Genomic DNA, 17396 nt, shown 5'->3' on the forward strand with positions numbered 1-17396 from the left:
TCGGCGATCCCCAGTCGGTCAGCGCAGGTAGGACCGAACGAGGGTCACGATATCGTCGATCGATCCGGACGAGGGCCGCGGGGCGTCCGCGAGCTGGGTGAATTCCTCGCGCAAATGGCTTTCGAGCACGCCGGCCATCACGCCGTTGATCGCGCCGCGGATGGCAGCCAGTTGCTGGAGTATCGGACCACAGTCCGCACCCTCCTCGAGCGCCTGCTCGAGCGCGTTCAGTTGCCCGCGCACACGGCGCACACGGGTCAGCACGCGTTTCTTTTCTTCGGGGGAATGCGGCATGGGATCGTGGGTTCCGGATACTGGGGGGCAGTATAGAACATTGCCGCGCGAAGAGGAATACGGAATCGCTTGATGTTGGCGCGCGGGGCCGTGCAGGGCGGTACAACGACGATGTTCTGCCCGCCGGCGCCCGCTCGTCGCGGTCCGTCAGACGCTTGCTGCCGGCCGCCGCAGCCTCCACACCGTCAGATCAACAGCGTCAGCGTGCGGAACAGTGCGAGATCCTCCTTGCGCGCCGATCGCGCGTGGCGCCGGATCGTCTGCAGCAGGCAGTCGATGAAGCAGCGCGCGGCGTCGCTCAGCGTGCTGCTGCGACGCGTGACGATGCCGAGTTCGCTCGGCTCGAAGGTTTCCTTCAGCGACAGCACGCGCATCCGCTCGCCGAACGGCGGCACCGCCGCGAGGATGGTCGGGCACCACGTGCACATGCCGGCCTGTTCGAGCATCGTCTGCAGCATCGCGACCGACTGCGCGCGCACGATGCGCCGTTCGTCGATCTGCGCGCCGTGTCGCGTGAACAGATAGTCGACGAGCGAGGCCTGGCCGTCGGCCGACGAATTCAGCACCCAGTCGCAGTCGAGCAGGTCGTGCACCGACTTCGCGCGCTCGCGCGGATGCCCGGCGCGCACCATCACCGACGTGTCGTAGCGCAGCAGCGGCTCGAACGCGAATTCCTGCGCGCCGCTGCCGGGCTGCACGTGGCCGAGCGCGAAATCCATGCTGCCGTCGCGCAGCAGCGGTTGCGCGACGGCCATCAACGCTTCGTAGAGCTCGAGGCGCACGTCGGGCATCCGTTCGCGAAACCGCAGCACGGTTTCCGCGAGGAACGTCATCGTCAGCCACGGCGTCACGCCGACGCTCAGCCGCCCCTCGACGCGCCCGCGCATCCGCGCGAGATCGCTCTGCGCGTGCTCCAGTTGCTTGAGCACGAGCTTCGCGTGCGTGAGCAGGGTCTTCCCGTACTCGGTGAAGCCAATGCCTTCCGGCGCGCGCACCAGCAGCGGCAGGCGCTCGCTGGCCTCCAGCTCGCGCAGCGCGCGCGTGACGGCCGCCTGCGACAGCCCGAGCGTGCGCGCCGCGCCGCGGATGCTGCCGGCCTCCGCGCTCGCGACGAGCGCCTGCAATTGATGCAGCTTGATCGTGCTCATGGTGGTGCGATACCGACAACGAAAGGTTGTCATCATAACGAAACTGCGGCTGTTCGCCGGTTTTTTCGCTGCCTACGATTTCGCCACGATCTGCCATTCCGGCGATCGGAAACCGGCACGCATCGAGGAGTATCAGGATTGGATAGAGTACGCATTCCGCCTGAAATGGCGGCCATCGAGACCGAGATGATCGCGCTGCGCCACCGGCTGCACGCGCATCCGGAGCTCGGTTTCGAGGAAGAGGCGACGAGCGCGCTCGTCGCCGACTGCCTGACAACATGGGGTTATCGGGTCACGCGCGGCCTCGGCGGCACCGGCGTGGTCGGCACGCTCGCGCGCGGCGCCGGGAATCGGCTCGGGCTGCGCGCGGACATGGACGCGCTGCCGATCCGCGAGACAACCGGGCTCCCGCATGCGAGCCGCCGCGACGGCGTGATGCACGCGTGCGGCCACGACGGCCACACGGCGATGCTGCTCGCGGCGGCCCGGTGTCTGGCCGAGCGCGGGCGCTTCAGCGGCACGCTGAACCTGATTTTTCAGCCGGCGGAGGAAGGGCTCGGCGGCGCGAAGCGGATGCTCGACGACGGGCTGTTCACGCAGTTCCCGTGCGATGCCGTATTCGCGATGCATAACGTGCCGGGGCTGCCGGCCGGCGTGCTCGGCTTCTGCGACGGGCCGGCGATGGCGTCGGCCGACGAGGTGCGCGTGCGGGTGACCGGGCGCGGCGGCCATGGCGCGGCGCCGCACACGACGATCGATCCGGTGGTCGTGTGCGCGTCGATCGTGATGGCGCTGCAGACGGTCGTGTCGCGCAACGTGAATCCGCAGGAACTGGCGATCGTCTCGACCGGCTCGATCCACGCGGGCACCGCATCGAATGTGATTCCGCCGCATGCGGATCTCGAACTGAGCGTGCGTGCGCTGTCACCGGACGTGCGCGCGCTGCTGGAGCGGCGCATTCGCGCGATCGTGCACGGTCAGGCCGACAGCTATGGCGCGACGGCCGAGATCGACTATCGCCACGGCTATCCGGTGCTCGTCAATCACGCGGCGGAAACGGCGTTCGCCCGTGACGTGGCGCGCGAATGGGGCGGCGACGACGCGCTGATTCCGCATCTGCGGCCGATCGCGGCGAGCGAGGATTTCGCGTTCATGCTCGACGCGTGCCCGGGCAGCTACCTGTCGATCGGCAACGGCGACGGCGCGGCCGGCTGCGGGCTGCACAATCCGGGCTACGACTTCAACGACGCGTGCCTCGCGACGGGCGCGAGCTACTGGATCGCGCTCGCCGAGCGCTATCTCGCGTGACGCGAACACACGGATTCGATTTACCTTCAACAACGCAAGCAAGGAGACGGGCAATGAAACAGTGGATGGCGGCGCTCGCGGTGGCGCTGACGGCGACGACGATGGCAGGGGCCGCGCATGCGGGCGACTGGACGGGCAAGGAGATCCGCCTCGCGGTCGATCCGACCTACCCGCCGCTCGAATACAAGCGGCCCGACGGCACGCTGACCGGTTTCGGGATCGACATCACGAACGCGTTGTGCGCCGAGCTGCGTGCGCGCTGCGTGTGGGTCGAGTCGAGTTTCGACGGGATGATTCCGGGGCTGCTCGCGCGCAAGTTCGACGTGATCGCGTCGTCGATGACGATCACGCCGAAGCGGATGCAGCAGATCGCGTTCACGAACCGGATCTCGAACGCGCCGGCGCGGCTGATCGCGCGCAAGGGTTCGCCGCTGCTGCCGACGGCCGCCTCGCTGAAGGGCAAGCGGGTCGGCGTCGAGCAGGGCTCCGCGCAGGCCGACTATGCGATCGCGAACTGGCAGCCGGCCGGCGTGCAGATCGAGTCGTACCAGAACCAGGACCAGGTGTACGCCGATCTCGTGACGGGGCGGCTCGACGCGGCGTTCCAGGCATCGATCGCGGCCAGCGACGGCTTCCTGAAGAAGCCGCAGGGCAAGGACTTCATGTTCGTCGGCGCGGCGATCGACGACGCGAAGTACTTCGGGCAGGGCGACGGCCTCGGGCTGCGCAAGCAGGACGCCGACCTGCGCGACGCGTTCAACCGCGCGCTCGCGACGATCCTCGCGAACGGCACGTATCAGAAGATCAACCAGAAGTACTTCGACTTCGACATCTACGGCACGAAGTAAGCCTGGCCGCACCTCGACGTGCGGCCTTGAATCAACATATCAATAAGGAAAACGAATGAACTGGAGATTGATTTTCGTCGCGATGCCGGCGCTCTGTGCGGCGCCGGCCTTTGCCCAAGGCAGCGTCACGCTGTACGGGCTGGTCGATGCCGGCATCGACTATACGAACAACGTCGGCGGCCACGCGGCGTGGCAGATGGCGAGCGGCTTCGCGCAGGGCAGCCGCTGGGGGCTGAAGGGCACCGAGGATCTCGGCGGCGGCTACAGCGCGCTGTTCCAGATCGAGAACGGCTTCAACGTGAACAGCGGCACCCTCGCACAGGGCGGCCGCATGTTCGGGCGGCAGGCTTACGTCGGGCTCGGCAACACGCGCTTCGGCACGCTGACGCTCGGCCGGCAATATGACTCGATCGTCGACTATCTCGCGCCGACGACCGCGAACGGCAGCTGGGGCGTCTATCCGTTTTCGCATCCGCTCGACAACGACAACACTGGCAACACGTTCCGCGTGAGCAACACGGTCAAGTACGCGAGCCCGGATTTTGCCGGCTTCTCGTTCGGCGGCACGTACAGCTTCAGCAACGACACCGGGTTCGCGAACAACCGGCAGTGGAGCGTCGGTGCGCAGTACGAGCAGGGCGGCCTGCTCGTCGGCGCGGCATTCCTGAATGCGGACAATCCGGGTGCGACGGCCGGCGGCGCGATCGCGGGTTCGGGCTCGGTCGGGGCGGATGCGAACTTCGCGTCCGCGCGGCTGCGGATCTTCGGGGCCGGCGTCAACTACACGGCAGGGCCCGCGACGCTCGGGTTCGCGTACACGAACAGCAACGTCACGCGGCCGACCGCGAACGTCGGCTACCTGTTCGGCGACGAGACGATCGAACCCGTCGCGGGGCCGCTCGCGGGCGGCACGGTCACCGCGATCAAGTACCAGAACTTCGAAGTGAACGGCAGGTATCAGTTCACGCCGGCGTTCTTCGTGGGCGCGCAGTATGTGTATACGACCGTGCGCTACGACGCGACCACGGGCAGCGCGAAACCGAAGATCCATTCGATCGGGCTGATGGCCGACTACAACCTGTCGAAACGCACCGACGTCTATCTGATGGGTGCGTACCAGCGGGTTGCCGGCGACGCGACCGGCTCGTCGCTCGATCAGGCGTATATCCCCGGGGCGGCCGATCTGTCGTCGACGTCGAAGCAAGTGATGGTGCATGCGGGGATTCGTCACAAGTTCTGAGTGCGCCGGACCGGGCAGGAAGGGCGGCGGCGGACCGGCGCCGCCCTTCCCGCGAAACCGGTGAAGCCCGCGAACCGTGGACCCGCCGCGCATCATGTGTGCAAGCGTCAGCAGGTCCGCACCGTCGCTTACGTCACCGTCCCCTTCTTCAGCGCGTCGATACAGGAGATCCCCGCGCGCCGCCTCGGCCGCAGGAATTTCGAGCTGACGCTCGGCGGTTCGGGTAACGGCACGGTCGGCTGGTGGCATGCATTCGGCAATACGCAGCCGGGTTCGACGCTGTCGTTCGCGAGCGGAGGTTCGCCGTTCAGCGCGGTCGGCGTGCCGGTCGCGCGTGATGCCGCGGTGCTCGAGGTCGGTGTCGATGCGGCCGTCACGAAGAACCTGTCGCTGGGGTTGTCGTATAGCGGCCAATCGGCGGCAGCTTCAGCGACCATGCGCTGTACGGCAATCTGTTGTGGAAGTTCTGAAGCGGTGGCGGCCGTTCGCGATGGGGTTTTTGCGAGCGGCCGGGTCCATTGGTGCGCACATATGACGTGCGTCCAAGAGATTGACCTGGTTCCCCATCCGCATGCGTTTGGAACTCGACGAGATATGTCTCGGTGCATGTCAATCAGAGGTGTCTGGAATTCGAATTTTGTGCTTTGCTTCAACGGCTTGGCAGTTTTTGACAGTGTTTTTGAAGTGCTTCGATAAGCTCGCGTTCGATAAGTAACGAACGGGACGCGGGCCGCGTCGGCGAGCATGAACGAGAATACGTATCGCCTGGTGTATTCCGGGCTCCGGGGTATGGTAGTGGCATCGCAATGGCCCGCGCGGTGTTGGTGAACGGTGCGACGTATCGCGAAGCCGAACGGTCGCAGGGACTCGCGTACTCGGCGGCCGCAACGAGCGGTCGCCGCGCTGCTGCGGTACAAGCACTCGGATTTTCAGGTACACCACGACACGGCGATGCCCCTGCATGATCCGTTTGGGCGTATCCCGCCGCCTGCCGCAAGCCAAACGGGCAAATAACGGCGGCAGCCCGCGCTAATCCTTGAACACACTTAGCGCTATGCCAATAAAATTCCGCTAACAATCAATGAGTTAGGTTGATTTTGGCGAAAATTTCACGAATCCCGGCCAATCCTCACTTTCCGGCGAGCGGCGCGGCGGTCTTCCCCATGATTCAACCGAGGTGGTTGATTGGATTGGGTTTTCATGGCGAAGACCCGGGCACGTCCGCTGCACATCGCACGTCAAGCGGCTGCATCTGCAGCAAATCGGCATCCGGCCGGGATCGAATTGTTTCAGAAGTGTTCACGGTGGTTTCCCTATGGCGGACCGCAGGATTCGATGTGCGGTGGGCGAGCGCCGGGTGCCCGTGCGTGAACCGCGGTCTGTCCCGACAATTCCATGGCTTTGATGGGCACGCTGCTGAATTCCGCCGTGAGCCGCAGATTGGCCCAGCCGGCAACACTCACGATGAGCGGCGGCGCACAACGACGCTGATTGGACTGCCGACAGGACGCCGCGCATCAGAAAAACTCTGGCAGTTTTTGCAGATGCGTTGTCATCTTCCACAAATTCAGACTGCCTGAATGTGGATAAAGTACGCATCACGGAGACGCTTCAAAGCACCGGATTGCCAGATTCCCGTGCTTCGAGCCGGTAGTGAACAAGCGTCGTGCGATGTAGATGGCCGCGATGCGTCATGAACTAATGATGCAGCCGTCAAGCGCAGTTCAGCACCATTGACGGATCGCCGAGAGATCGACCGTAAGGTCACATCAGATTGGAGAGTCAATCATCATGAAGCTTGTCCTTTCGAAAGTCGCAAAGGCAATCGTGTCCGCGTGCGCCATTCAGAAGACCGACGTCATGGTCTGCAATTCGGCGGGACAGGAGATCCCGTACGTCATGTTGTTCACCATGTATGGCTTCGTCTGAGCGCGGAGCCACGCCTTTACAAGGAAGGAGATTCTCATGCGCACGACAATTGCAGCGATACTCTGCTTCGTCACGTGCTTCCCGTTGGCCGCAAGCGCCGGTGTAGTCGATGCGGGCTGCGCCGCGGCAGGGGGCACAAGTGGAAAGACGCGCGCTGAGGTGCGGGCCGAACTCGTTCAGGCAGAACGCGACGGCTGGATTCCGACTCACTCGCTCAGGCAGCGGGCCTATCCGCCCAATATGGCGCACGCTCGCCCGAATCGGGATGTCCGTGATGCAGGCGCCGGGGCGACGCCATCCTTGCAGGCGTCGAACCAGCAACCTTGAGCAATGACCGTGGCGTCTGCATGCCGGCGCTGAAATATCGCCGCATCGTCATATGGACTCCAGGGCGAGCAACGCTCAGAATTTATGTCGTATAGCGACCCGATAAACCATCTGGTGGTTATTCGATGAATCTCCGGATCCGCCAATGTTGGCGACCGCCAGCGCGCCCGTCGACGATGTGCCGGAAGCGCGTTGCCAGCCGCCCGAGAAGTACACGTCGGTACGCTTCGACAGCAGATAGTCCAGCGTGAACGCCACCTGACTGTAGTGCTGATTGCCGACGGAATTGCCTTGTGCCGTCGTGACGCGCCGCGCCTTCATGTAGTCATACGCGACGCCGACGAAAAAGGCCGGCGTGACACGGTAGTTCAAACCGATGTCATAGTTGTTGAAGATGGCAGTACCGTTCAGGAACGACGCACCGAGATTGGCGTATTGAACATTCGAATACGACGCGCTAATCGTCGCGTTTCCGATCGTGTAGGCCGCCGCGATGACGGCGTCCTGATAGGCTTGCGCGACCTGATAAGCCGAGTTCAGGGAAGAGGCCAGCAGATTGAAGCCGCTTGCATAGTTGGTGAACCATCCGTTACCCGGTGTCGATGTCGGGTGTTTGAAGTAATCGAACGCCGCGCCGATCTGAAGCGGACCGCGTGTGTAACCGACTCCAAGCGAATAGCCCGACGTCGAAGTGAGGTCGCCGGGCACGCCGCCAAGGCTATATTCGACGCCAAAGGAGAAGCCGTGGTAGTCCGGGCTCATGTAGCGCACCGAGTTGTTGAATCGCACGCTGTTACTGGTGTTGTCGAAATCTCCCGGATGCGCGCTCGCCAGGTCGCCAACCGCTGCGGCACCGGCAAGAAACTCGGGGAAATACCACACCATGTCGTATTGACGGCCGACGGTGAGAGAACCGTAAGTGTCGCTGCTCAGTCCGACGAAAGCTTGCCGGCCGAACGCCGTGCCGCCCTGGGCAAGTTGTCCGTTATTTACGTTGATGCCGGACTCGAGCGTAAAAATCGCCTTGAGACCGCCCCCCAGATCTTCCTTGCCGGTCAGCCCCCAGCGACTGCCGTCGATACCGTCCAACGAGTCCATGTAGACGGCTTTGCCGCCGCCTACGTTGGTCTGGTAATGAATACCGTTGTCGATCTCGCCATAGAGCGTGACGCTGCTTTGGCTATGCGCGACGGAACTGGCCAGCCCCACGAGTGAGCCGACAATGATTTCGATTTTTTTGGTTTTCATGAGATCTCCGCAATTCAAAGGCAATACAAAAAAACAGTTCACCTGACGTTCATCGATTCAGCGAGCGGTACGGGTCAGGCCGAAAAGGATTTCTTCAGGCCGTTCTTCGTCTGGCCATAGCAAGCGCCCATCAGGGCCACGCAAGCCGCGGCAATGAGTATTGGCGCTGCTGCAACGCGAAACATCGCGTCGACTGTCCAGTTGTTCGCGTACAGGACACCCGCGAGGTAAGTGCCGCCCGCGGCGCCGAGCCGACCGAATCCATAGGCCCATGCGACGCCCGGCGCGCGCAATTCCGGGCTGTAGAAGAGCGTGCACAACGCGATCGCGCAGGTTTGTCCGCCGCTGATGCAAAAGCCGCAAAAGAAGATCGTCGTGAGTAAAGCGAGATGCGATGAGCCGATTGCTATCGAGATCGCGTACATCGACACGGCGCCGCCGACGTAGACCGCGGACAGGATTCTGTAGGGGCTCGTGCGATCCATGATGGGTCCCATCAGCAGACTGGCCACCATGCCGCCGATGATCACGGTAATGGTCGCCCAGACCACGAGCGCGGGTGGGAACGAGATGGACGCGAGAACGGTCGGCAGCCAGCTTTGCAGAAAATAAAAAGCTGCCAGGTTGATCGCGAATACGGCCCACAGGAGGAATGTCCCCACGCGGAATTGTGCGGAGAACAATCCGAGCACACTTGCGTCCGCCGGCTTCTCCTCGTGAGAGACCAGTTCGCTGTCCGATTGCAGCGTGAAATCGGGAAAGAGGCGCCTGGTTGCACGAAGCAGTTCGGCCGGCTCCGCATTTGCCGACAGGTAGGCCACGGATTCCGGCAGCAGCGGGATAAGCAACACCGTCAAACCCAGTGCCGCGAGCCCGCCCAGCCACAGTGGACCTTCCCAGCCAAATCGCGGGATCAAGGCGCTACTGCAGATGCCCGCGAAGATAAACCCCAGCGCATATCCCAAGTAGACGAGAATGACGAAAGTCGCGCGGGTTCTCTTTGGGCTGAATTCCGAAACGAGGCCCACCGCGCAAGGCGTGGCCGCTCCGAGGCCGATGCCTGTGAGGAACCTCAAGGCGATCAGTTGCGGCACGCTGGTGGCAAAGACGGTCAGGACGGTGAACAGGCCGAACGCAGTGGTTGCCACGAAAGCAATCTTCTTCGTGCCGAAGCGCCGGGTCGCGAACGGAATGCTGAAGTTACCGATTAGTAGCCCGAAGAAAACAGCTGAAAAAATCGCGCCGAATACCGTCTTGGGCAGTTGCCATTCCTTCGCGAGAACGGGCACGATGAAGCTGATGACCTGGGTGTCGAAGCCATCGAACAGCATGAGCAGCGCACAGAAGGCGACGATGAAATACTGCCTCCTGCCGATTCTGCGACTGTCGATGAGATCGTAGACGTTGATTTTCCGTATTTCCATATTGTTCTCCTCGCGTTAAAAGGAAGGGTTTGCTCTGGGTATTGCATTTTTTCTGGTTTAAAGGCGATGGCGCGGATGGTCGAACATTAAGCGCCAGTAAAACTGGTTTGAAGAATCGATAGTTAATATGACGAAGATCTGCTTAATTGCTGAGGAATGATCGGCTAGGCGAATAGACCGGCGCTGCGGATTCAACCGACGACGACTTCGCCGTAGGGGAAGGCGCCGCACGCAATGGTGCGGCGCTGTCGTCCGTTCGGTATTGGTATGACAAAAACAATCTGTCTCCATTGATTTATTATTTCGGCGCTCCGAACTTCATCGCGCATGACGAAATCCGGGTCGCCTGGATCGTGAAGTCATTTTTATTGCACGGAGAAATATTGCCGCAGTTCAGGCAGCATTTCTTATTCTTGTGTTGCCGCAGCGACGCTCCGTTCGGTCGATTGTGCGGTGAGAGCAGTCAATCGAAGCGTAATTCGCGGTCGGTGGCGCGTTGAACTTCGCGGTGCCGTCCCCGTCGATCTGCTCGACGCCATCGTGACTTTCGTCCGACTGGTGAAGCGTGCACGTGATGTGCCACAGCCCACGCACGAGCACAATCGGGTCCCAACCGGACTGCACAGGCATCGACACTGTCGAAACGCTCACCCGCGAGCCCGGATTCCACGCGTGCGGGAAGGGGAGGGCTCGCGCAATGAAGTCGTGGCGCCATTCCAGCTTGGTATGACGCGACTATGCCGGCTCATGCTTCGCGTCAATTTCGCTACAATTTCAAACCATCGCTAAAATGCCGGATATGAACCGTTACGTTAGTCTTCCTGATTTTGCGGATCCCGACGCGATCGATCGGCCGGCGGTAGCAATGCACATGCACGTCGACGAGCATGCTGCCGAAATTCCGGTTCACAAGCATCTGAAGGGGCAACTGGTGCTGGCGTTGCACGGCGCCGTAACCTGTCGGGTCGCGGGCGCGTTCTGGATCGTCCCGCCGCAATGCGGCGTCTGGATTCCCGGCGAGATGCCGCACAGTAACCATGCCACACCCAATGCCCGGCTTTGCTATCTGTTCGCAGAGCCCAGTATCGTCGACTTGCCGACGGATTGCTGCACGCTGTCCATTTCGCCAATGCTGCGGGAAATGATCCTGCATCTGGCCGGTGCGCCGCTGGACTATGAGCAGGGCGGCCATATCGACCGGCTTGCGCGCGTGCTGTTGCATGAGCTGACGTTGATGCCGGTCGAGCGCCTCTATCTGCCGGTTACGGACCATCCGCGAATCCGGCAGATGGCGGACGCGTTGAACGCCAATCCAGGCGATCGCAGCACCGTCGCGCAATGGGCCAAGCGTCTCGCCATGAGCGAGCGTTCGCTGGCAAGGCTCGTCGTCAGTGAAACGGGACTGACATTTGGCCGCTGGCGGCAGCAGTTGCAACTACTCGTTGCGGTGCGCGAGCTTGCCGGCGGCGCTTCCGTGCAACGCGTGTCGGACGAACTCGGCTACGAGTCGGTAACCGCCTTCATCACCATGTTCAAGAAAGCGCTCGGGCATTCGCCAGGCCGCTATTTCGCCGCGCTGGCTCGCACGCAATCGGAGGCCGTGCTCGCGCCGGCGGCGGACGACCGAGCGGATGGCCCAGCGGATGCTGTGGCCGATGTGTGAAGCCGCGCGCCTCGGCGCGCCGATGAACGCGTGGCGCGAGCGGCCGCAATCGCGCGGCCGGTTCCTTCCTGGTGCCCGTTGTGATGTAACGCGCTTCGAGTTTCGACGCGCCTTTCGCCCATTTTCCCGCCCGCGACTCCGGGATCTCCACGCGAGGCCGCCCGCATCAAATAGAAATGCTGTAGATCACGCATTTCGCAGAAGAGACTGCAGCCGACACAGCGTCGGCGGCCTTTAATACGACCACACATTCTGCGGCATCCCCCGTAATCTTTGCGCACTCGCCACTAAATTCGCATTGCTTTTACGGAGTTGCAAGATGACCGACTTATCGACGGGGACACCCTCGATCCTTTCCCTGGGCCAGACGAAAGTCGACGACGACCCACTCGAAACCGCCGAATGGCTCGACGCGCTCGATGGCGTGGTTCGGCATGCAGGTGCCGAACGGGCTCAGTACCTGTTCGATCGGCTCGCGGCCCACGCTTCGTCCAACGGTATCGCAACGGCGCGCCTCAATATCACGCCCTACGCGAATACGATTGCCGTCGATCAGCAGCCGCCGTATCCGGGCGACTTCGATATCGAAGAAAAGCTTGCCGCCGCGCTGCGCTGGAATGCGCTGGCCATGGTGGTGCGAGCCAATCGCGCCTACGGGGAGCTCGGCGGGCATATTGCCAGCTATGCGTCGGCGGCCGACCTGTTCGAAGTGGGCTTCAATCATTTCTTTCGTGGCCCGAATGATGCCCACGGTGGCGATCTCGTCTATTTTCAACCTCATTCCGCGCCGGGCGTTTACGCGCGGGCTTACCTCGAAGGCTTTCTCGACGACGCGCATCTCGAGCATTACCGACAGGAAATCACAGGTGCGGGCCTGTGTTCCTACCCGCATCCGTGGCTGATGCCGGACTTCTGGCAGTTCCCGACCGGCTCGATGGGCATTGGGCCGATCAACTCGATCTACCAGGCGCGTTTCATGCGTTATCTGCAGAACCGCGGACTGCAACGCACGGAAGGCCGCAAGGTGTGGGGCTATTTCGGCGATGGCGAAATGGACGAACCAGAGGCAATCGGTGCGCTTTCGCTGGCCGCGCGCGAGCGACTCGACAATCTCGTGTTCGTGATCAACTGCAATTTGCAGCGGCTCGACGGACCGGTGCGCAGCAATGGCCGCATCATCGACGAACTCGAAGCCCAGTTCACGGGGGCGGGCTGGAACGTCATCAAGGTGTTATGGGGTTCGGACTGGGACGCCCTGTTTGCACGTGATCGCACCGGGGCGCTGTTGCGCGCGTTCGCGCACACCGTGGACGGCCAGTTCCAGACCTTTTCAGCCAACGACGGCGCCTACAATCGTGAACGCTTTTTCGGCCAGAACGCCGAGCTGGCCGCGCTCGCCGCGCATCTGAGCAACGACGATATCGACCGCCTGCGGCGCGGCGGCCACGATGTGCGCAAATTGCACGCTGCGTACGAAAAGGCGTCGAAACACAGCGGGCAACCTACGGTCATTCTCGCGAAGACGATGAAGGGCTTCGGCATGGGCTCGATCGGCCAGGGGCGCATGACAACACATCAGCAAAAGAAGCTCGACATCGACCAGTTGAAGGCGTTTCGCGATCGCTTTCGCCTGCCACTCTCCGACGACGATGTCGAACAACTCAAGTTCTACAAACCGGACGAAAGCAGTTCCGTCATGCAGTATCTGCACGCGCGCCGTGCGGCGCTGGGCGGCTACCTTCCCCGAAGGCGCACATCGGCATCGCACGCGCCGGCCGTGCCCGCGATGTCGTCGTGGGGACGATTCGCGCTCGACACCAACGACAAGGAAATGTCGACCACGATGGCGTTCGTGCGCATGCTCGGCAACCTGTTGAAGGACGCCGAGCTGGGGCCGCGTGTGGTGCCCGTCGTCGCCGACGAGGCGCGCACCTTCGGCATGGCGAATCTGTTCCGGCAAGTCGGCATCTATTCTCCCCTCGGTCAACTGTACGAGCCGGAAGACATGGGTTCGATGCTCTATTACCGTGAGGATACGGGCGGCCAGATTCTGGAAGAGGGCATCTCCGAGGCGGGCGCGGTGTCGTCGTGGATTGCCGCGGCGACGTCATACAGCGTGCACGATCTGACGATGCTGCCGTTTTATATCTACTACTCGATGTTCGGTTTCCAGCGTATCGGCGACCTGATCTGGGCGGCTGCCGACCAGCGCGCGCGCGGTTTCCTGATCGGCGCGACGGCCGGCAAGACGACGCTCGGTGGTGAGGGTCTGCAGCATCAAGACGGCACGAGTCACCTTGCGGCCTCGACGATACCGAACTGCCGTGCGTACGATCCGGCCTTCGCGTACGAAGTGGCGATGATCGTCGACGAAGGCATGCAGGAGATGATCGCGCGTCAGCGCGACGTGTTTTACTACATGACGGTCACCAACGAAAACTACGCGCAACGTTCGTTGACTGAAGCGGATGTCGATCGCGTCCGGCGCGGCGTGCTCAAGGGGATGTACGTGCTGGAGCCCGCGCAGGTCGAGATCGCGCAGGTGCAGTTGCTCGGCTCGGGCGCGATTCTCGGTGAAGTCCAGGCCGCGGCACGGATTTTGAAAGACGACTGGAATATCGACGCGGCGGTCTGGAGCGTGACGAGCTTTACCGAATTGCATCGCGACGGCGTGTCCGCGGAGCGCGCGCAGCGGCTAGTGGAGCGCGGCGAGACTGCGGTGCCCTACGTGACGGCGGCCCTGGGCGCCGCGCGTGGACCGGTGATCGCCGCGACCGACTATGTGCGCGCCGTGCCCGAACTGATCCGCGCGTACGTACCGTCCCGCTATGTCGTGCTCGGCACCGACGGCTTCGGGCGCAGCGATACACGTGCGGCGTTGCGTGCGTTCTTCGAAGTGGACCGTGCGTCGATCGTGATCGCCGCACTGAAAGCACTCGTCGACGAAGGCCAGCAGGACCCTGACATCGTGCGTCAGGCGATCGACCGATACGGGCGAATCGGAAGCGGGCTGATCGAACCCTGGCTTGTCTAGAACCCGTTGACCGGTGAGCGCCATGAGAGCGGTGCGCGAATCGGCTGCTCGAAGGCCTCGCGCATCCATCGGTCCATCGCGGGAAATCCGATCGAATCAAGTGCGTCCGGCCTGATGAAGAGGGGCGCCGACTGTTGAAACGCTTGCTGTTGGAGACGAATGTGCGGGTGACACGAATAGAAGTACCGGATATCGGCGATTACAAGAACATCCCCGTGATCGAAGTTCTGGTGGGAGTCGGACAACGCGTCGAACAGGAGCAGTCGCTCGTCATGCTCGAGTCGGACAAGGCGACGATGGATGTGCCCAGTCCCACCGCTGGCGTGATCAAGGAGATGAAGGTCGCGGTTGGCGAGACGGTGTCGCAAGGCACGTTGATCGCGCTGCTCGAAAGCGACGGCGAGCGGCAGGACGACGCGGTGCCCGTGCCTGCGGCCGCCTCCGCTGCGCGCGATGTCACGTGTCCGCCGGCGAATGTCACGACAGGGCCAGTGCCTGCGCCGACGCCGGCGCCCGAACTGAAATCCGCATCCGCGCCATTGCATCGCGCCCCGGCGCGCGAAGGCGAGCCGTATCGCGACAGCCATGCGTCGCCGTCGGTGCGCAAGCTCGCGCGAGAACTGGGCGTCGAGATATCGCATGTGCAGGGCACCGGTCGGAAGCAGCGCGTTACATCGGAAGACGTTGCAGCGCTCGTCAGGAATGCGATGACGGCATCGTCCGGCACGTCTCCAGTCTCGACGCCTGTCCCGGCGAACGGCGCGGAGCTGGGTCTATTGCCATGGCCGAAGGTGGATTTCGCGAAATTTGGTCCCGTCGATTCGCAGCCGCTGTCGCGCATCAAGAAGATCTCGGGCGCGAACCTGCATCGCAACTGGGTGATGATCCCGCACGTCACGAACAACGACGAAGCCGACATCACCGAGCTCGAAGCGCTGCGCGTGCAGCTGAACAAGGAGCACGAGAAGGCGGGCGTGAAGTTCACGATGCTCGCGTTCGTGATCAAGGCGGTCGTCGCTGCGCTGAAGAAGTTCCCGACCTTCAACGCGAGCCTCGATGGCGACAATGTGGTGTTCAAGCAGTACTACCACATCGGGTTTGCCGCCGATACGCCGAACGGTCTCGTCGTGCCGGTGATCCGCGATGCGGACAAGAAGGGGCTCGTCGACATCGCGAAGGAAATGGCCGAGCTGTCGAAGGCCGCACGCGACGGCAAGCTGAAGCCGGACCAGATGCAGGGCGGCTGCTTCTCGATCTCGTCGCTCGGCGGGATCGGCGGTACGCATTTCACGCCGCTTATCAATGCGCCGGAAGTGGCGATTCTCGGGCTGTCGCGCAGCGCGATGAAGCCGGTTTGGGACGGCAAGCAGTTCGTGCCGCGGTTGATCCTGCCACTCTCCCTGTCGTTCGATCACCGCGCCGTGGATGGCGCGGAAGCCGCGCGGTTCAATGCGTATCTCGGCGCGTTGCTCTCCGATTTCCGGCGCATCGTTCTTTGATGAGTAGAGGGGCTCGCGGGGGCGTGGGTCTTTGTCGGTGCGCCTCTTACTGTCGTTGAACCTGTTTTGCATACGGTCTGCTAGCGTCGCCCCTGCGCGGGGCGGCGGTCACTTTTCTTTGTCTTCCAAAGAAAAGTAACCAAAAGAAAGGCGCGTCCTTGGGCGGACAGCAAAGGTGGTTCTGCCCAAGTTCGCGTTCTTTTGTCAGGCTGTGGCCGGTTCGTCGCCCGAGTTTCCCTTCCCTCTCTCAGTAGCCAACAAGAAGGGGACGTACATGAGTCTCATCGAAGTCAAGGTTCCGGATATCGGCGATTTCAACGGCGTCGATGTCATCGAAGTCAATGTCAAGCCCGGCGACGTGATCGAAAAAGAGCAAACGCTCATCACGCTCGAATCCGATAAGGCATCCATGGAAGTGCCCAGCGACATCGCCGGCACGGTCAAGGAAATCAAAGTCAAAGCCGGCGAGAAAGTCTCGCAAGGCACCGTGATCGCACTCGTCGAAGCGTCGGCAGGCGCAGCCGCTCCGGCAGCCGCGCCGCAAGCTGGCAGCTACAGCGCCGCCGCCGACATCGAGTGCGACATGCTCGTGCTCGGCGCCGGCCCCGGCGGCTACTCGGCCGCGTTCCGCTCAGCCGACCTCGGCATGAAGACAGTGCTGGTCGAACGCTACTCGACGCTTGGCGGCGTGTGCCTGAACGTCGGTTGCATCCCGTCGAAGGCGCTGCTGCACACGGCACTCGTCATCGACGAAGCCGCGGCGCTCGCATCGCACGGCATCACGTTCGGCAAGCCGGAGGTCGATCTCGACAAGCTGCGCGACTTCAAGGGCGGCGTCGTCAAGAAACTGACGACGGGCCTCGCCGGCATGGCGAAGGCGCGCAAGGTCGAAGTCGTCACCGGCGTCGGCGCATTCGTCGATCCGTATCACATGGAAGTGCAGGGCGAAAACGGCAAGAAGGTCGTCAAGTTCAAGCAGGCGATCATCGCCGCGGGCTCGCAAGCCGTGAAGCTGCCGTTCATGCCGGAAGACCCGCGCGTCGTCGATTCGACGGGCGCACTCGAACTGCGCCAACTGCCGAAGCGGATGCTCGTGATCGGCGGCGGCATCATCGGCCTCGAAATGGCAACGGTGTACGCGACGCTCGGCGCCGAGATCGACGTGGTCGAAATGATGGACGGCCTGATGATGGGCGCAGACCGCGATCTCGTGAAGGTCTGGGAAAAGTACAACGCAAAGCGCTTCGGCAACGTGATGCTGAAGACCAAGACGGTCGGCGCGCAAGCGAAGGAAGACGGCATCTACGTGAAGTTCGAGGGCGAGAAGGCGCCGGCGGAAGCGCAGCGCTACGACCTCGTGCTCGTCGCGGTGGGCCGCAGCCCGAACGGCAAGAAGATCGGCGCCGACAAGGCAGGCGTCGCCGTCACCGACCG

14 protein-coding genes and 1 pseudogene are annotated in these 17396 nt (G+C 62.7%); 11 read left to right on the forward strand and 4 right to left on the reverse strand.

Annotated features, from left to right (window positions below):
- Positions 1–18: 18 nt before the first annotated feature.
- The gene (gene frmR, locus SB786_RS20960) at positions 19–294 is read right to left on the reverse strand and encodes a formaldehyde-responsive transcriptional repressor FrmR (RefSeq protein ID WP_006753040.1); all 276 of its coding nucleotides are present in this window, start codon (positions 292–294) and stop codon (positions 19–21) included.
- A gap of 185 nt (positions 295–479) precedes the next feature.
- Entirely contained in the window at positions 480–1442 is a 963-nt protein-coding gene (locus tag SB786_RS20965; RefSeq protein WP_410729148.1) for a LysR substrate-binding domain-containing protein, read from the reverse strand.
- A 138-nt stretch (positions 1443–1580) separates the two neighbouring features.
- Between SB786_RS20965 and SB786_RS20970 the strand changes: the two genes are divergently transcribed.
- The 7 genes and pseudogenes from SB786_RS20970 to SB786_RS21000 all read left to right on the forward strand — a co-directional run bounded on the left by SB786_RS20970 (position 1581) and on the right by SB786_RS21000 (position 7094).
- Positions 1581–2750, forward strand: a complete 1170-nt coding sequence (locus tag SB786_RS20970; RefSeq protein WP_410729149.1) for a M20 aminoacylase family protein — start codon at positions 1581–1583, stop codon at positions 2748–2750.
- Positions 2751–2803: 53 nt separating this feature from the next.
- Positions 2804–3598: an ABC transporter substrate-binding protein gene (locus SB786_RS20975; protein WP_410729150.1), complete on the forward strand. Its 795-nt coding sequence runs from the start codon at positions 2804–2806 to the stop codon at positions 3596–3598.
- Between the two features lie 55 nt (positions 3599–3653).
- Positions 3654–4838: a porin gene (locus SB786_RS20980; protein ID WP_410729151.1), complete on the forward strand. Its 1185-nt coding sequence runs from the start codon at positions 3654–3656 to the stop codon at positions 4836–4838.
- A 219-nt stretch (positions 4839–5057) separates the two neighbouring features.
- A pseudogene (locus tag SB786_RS20985) lies at positions 5058–5308 on the forward strand (autotransporter outer membrane beta-barrel domain-containing protein); the annotation flags it as partial.
- Positions 5309–5929: 621 nt separating this feature from the next.
- Positions 5930–6418 carry a hypothetical protein gene (locus SB786_RS20990; RefSeq protein ID WP_410729152.1) on the forward strand — a complete coding sequence of 163 codons (489 nt, stop codon included), beginning with the start codon at positions 5930–5932 and terminating at the stop codon, positions 6416–6418.
- 211 nt (positions 6419–6629) lie between these two features.
- On the forward strand, positions 6630–6767 hold the full coding sequence (locus tag SB786_RS20995) for a hypothetical protein (RefSeq protein WP_158380557.1): 138 nt from the start codon (positions 6630–6632) through the stop codon (positions 6765–6767).
- 36 nt (positions 6768–6803) lie between these two features.
- Complete coding sequence (locus SB786_RS21000) at positions 6804–7094, forward strand: DUF4148 domain-containing protein (RefSeq protein WP_410729153.1); 291 nt, start codon at positions 6804–6806, stop codon at positions 7092–7094.
- A gap of 75 nt (positions 7095–7169) precedes the next feature.
- On the opposite strand, the gene SB786_RS21005 is transcribed toward SB786_RS21000, so the two are convergent.
- Positions 7170–8342 (reverse strand): porin, encoded by a 1173-nt coding sequence (locus SB786_RS21005; protein WP_410729154.1) that lies wholly within the window; start codon positions 8340–8342, stop codon positions 7170–7172.
- A gap of 74 nt (positions 8343–8416) precedes the next feature.
- Positions 8417–9766: an MFS transporter gene (locus SB786_RS21010; RefSeq protein ID WP_410729155.1), complete on the reverse strand. Its 1350-nt coding sequence runs from the start codon at positions 9764–9766 to the stop codon at positions 8417–8419.
- Between the two features lie 799 nt (positions 9767–10565).
- Between SB786_RS21010 and SB786_RS21015 the strand changes: the two genes are divergently transcribed.
- The 4 genes from SB786_RS21015 to SB786_RS21030 form a co-directional block, all read left to right on the forward strand.
- Positions 10566–11429 carry an AraC family transcriptional regulator gene (locus SB786_RS21015; RefSeq protein WP_410729156.1) on the forward strand — a complete coding sequence of 288 codons (864 nt, stop codon included), beginning with the start codon at positions 10566–10568 and terminating at the stop codon, positions 11427–11429.
- Positions 11430–11748: 319 nt separating this feature from the next.
- On the forward strand, positions 11749–14463 hold the full coding sequence (gene mdeB, locus SB786_RS21020) for an alpha-ketoglutarate dehydrogenase (RefSeq protein ID WP_410729157.1): 2715 nt from the start codon (positions 11749–11751) through the stop codon (positions 14461–14463).
- Between the two features lie 161 nt (positions 14464–14624).
- Positions 14625–15962 (forward strand): dihydrolipoyllysine-residue acetyltransferase, encoded by a 1338-nt coding sequence (gene aceF, locus SB786_RS21025; RefSeq protein ID WP_410729158.1) that lies wholly within the window; start codon positions 14625–14627, stop codon positions 15960–15962.
- 274 nt (positions 15963–16236) lie between these two features.
- Positions 16237–17396, forward strand: a 1160-nt coding sequence (locus SB786_RS21030) for an FAD-dependent oxidoreductase (RefSeq protein WP_410729166.1), incomplete at its 3' end; no start/stop codon positions are given.

This window comes from Burkholderia sp. SIMBA_062 (genome assembly GCF_046534765.1).
Lineage (GTDB): Bacteria > Pseudomonadota > Gammaproteobacteria > Burkholderiales > Burkholderiaceae > Burkholderia > Burkholderia ambifaria.

Excerpts from the sequence above, each read along its gene's own strand:
- frmR (WP_006753040.1), bottom strand. The coding sequence starts at position 294 with ATGCCGCATTCCCCCGAAGAAAAGAAACGCGTGCTGACCCGTGTGCGC.
- SB786_RS20965 (WP_410729148.1), bottom strand. The coding sequence starts at position 1,442 with ATGAGCACGATCAAGCTGCATCAATTGCAGGCGCTCGTCGCGAGCGCG.
- SB786_RS20975 (WP_410729150.1), top strand. The coding sequence starts at position 2,804 with ATGAAACAGTGGATGGCGGCGCTCGCGGTGGCGCTGACGGCGACGACG.
- SB786_RS20980 (WP_410729151.1), top strand. The coding sequence starts at position 3,654 with ATGAACTGGAGATTGATTTTCGTCGCGATGCCGGCGCTCTGTGCGGCG.
- SB786_RS20995 (WP_158380557.1), top strand. The coding sequence starts at position 6,630 with ATGAAGCTTGTCCTTTCGAAAGTCGCAAAGGCAATCGTGTCCGCGTGC.
- SB786_RS21000 (WP_410729153.1), top strand. The coding sequence starts at position 6,804 with ATGCGCACGACAATTGCAGCGATACTCTGCTTCGTCACGTGCTTCCCG.
- SB786_RS21005 (WP_410729154.1), bottom strand. The coding sequence starts at position 8,342 with ATGAAAACCAAAAAAATCGAAATCATTGTCGGCTCACTCGTGGGGCTG.
- SB786_RS21010 (WP_410729155.1), bottom strand. The coding sequence starts at position 9,766 with ATGGAAATACGGAAAATCAACGTCTACGATCTCATCGACAGTCGCAGA.
- SB786_RS21015 (WP_410729156.1), top strand. The coding sequence starts at position 10,566 with ATGAACCGTTACGTTAGTCTTCCTGATTTTGCGGATCCCGACGCGATC.
- mdeB (WP_410729157.1), top strand. The coding sequence starts at position 11,749 with ATGACCGACTTATCGACGGGGACACCCTCGATCCTTTCCCTGGGCCAG.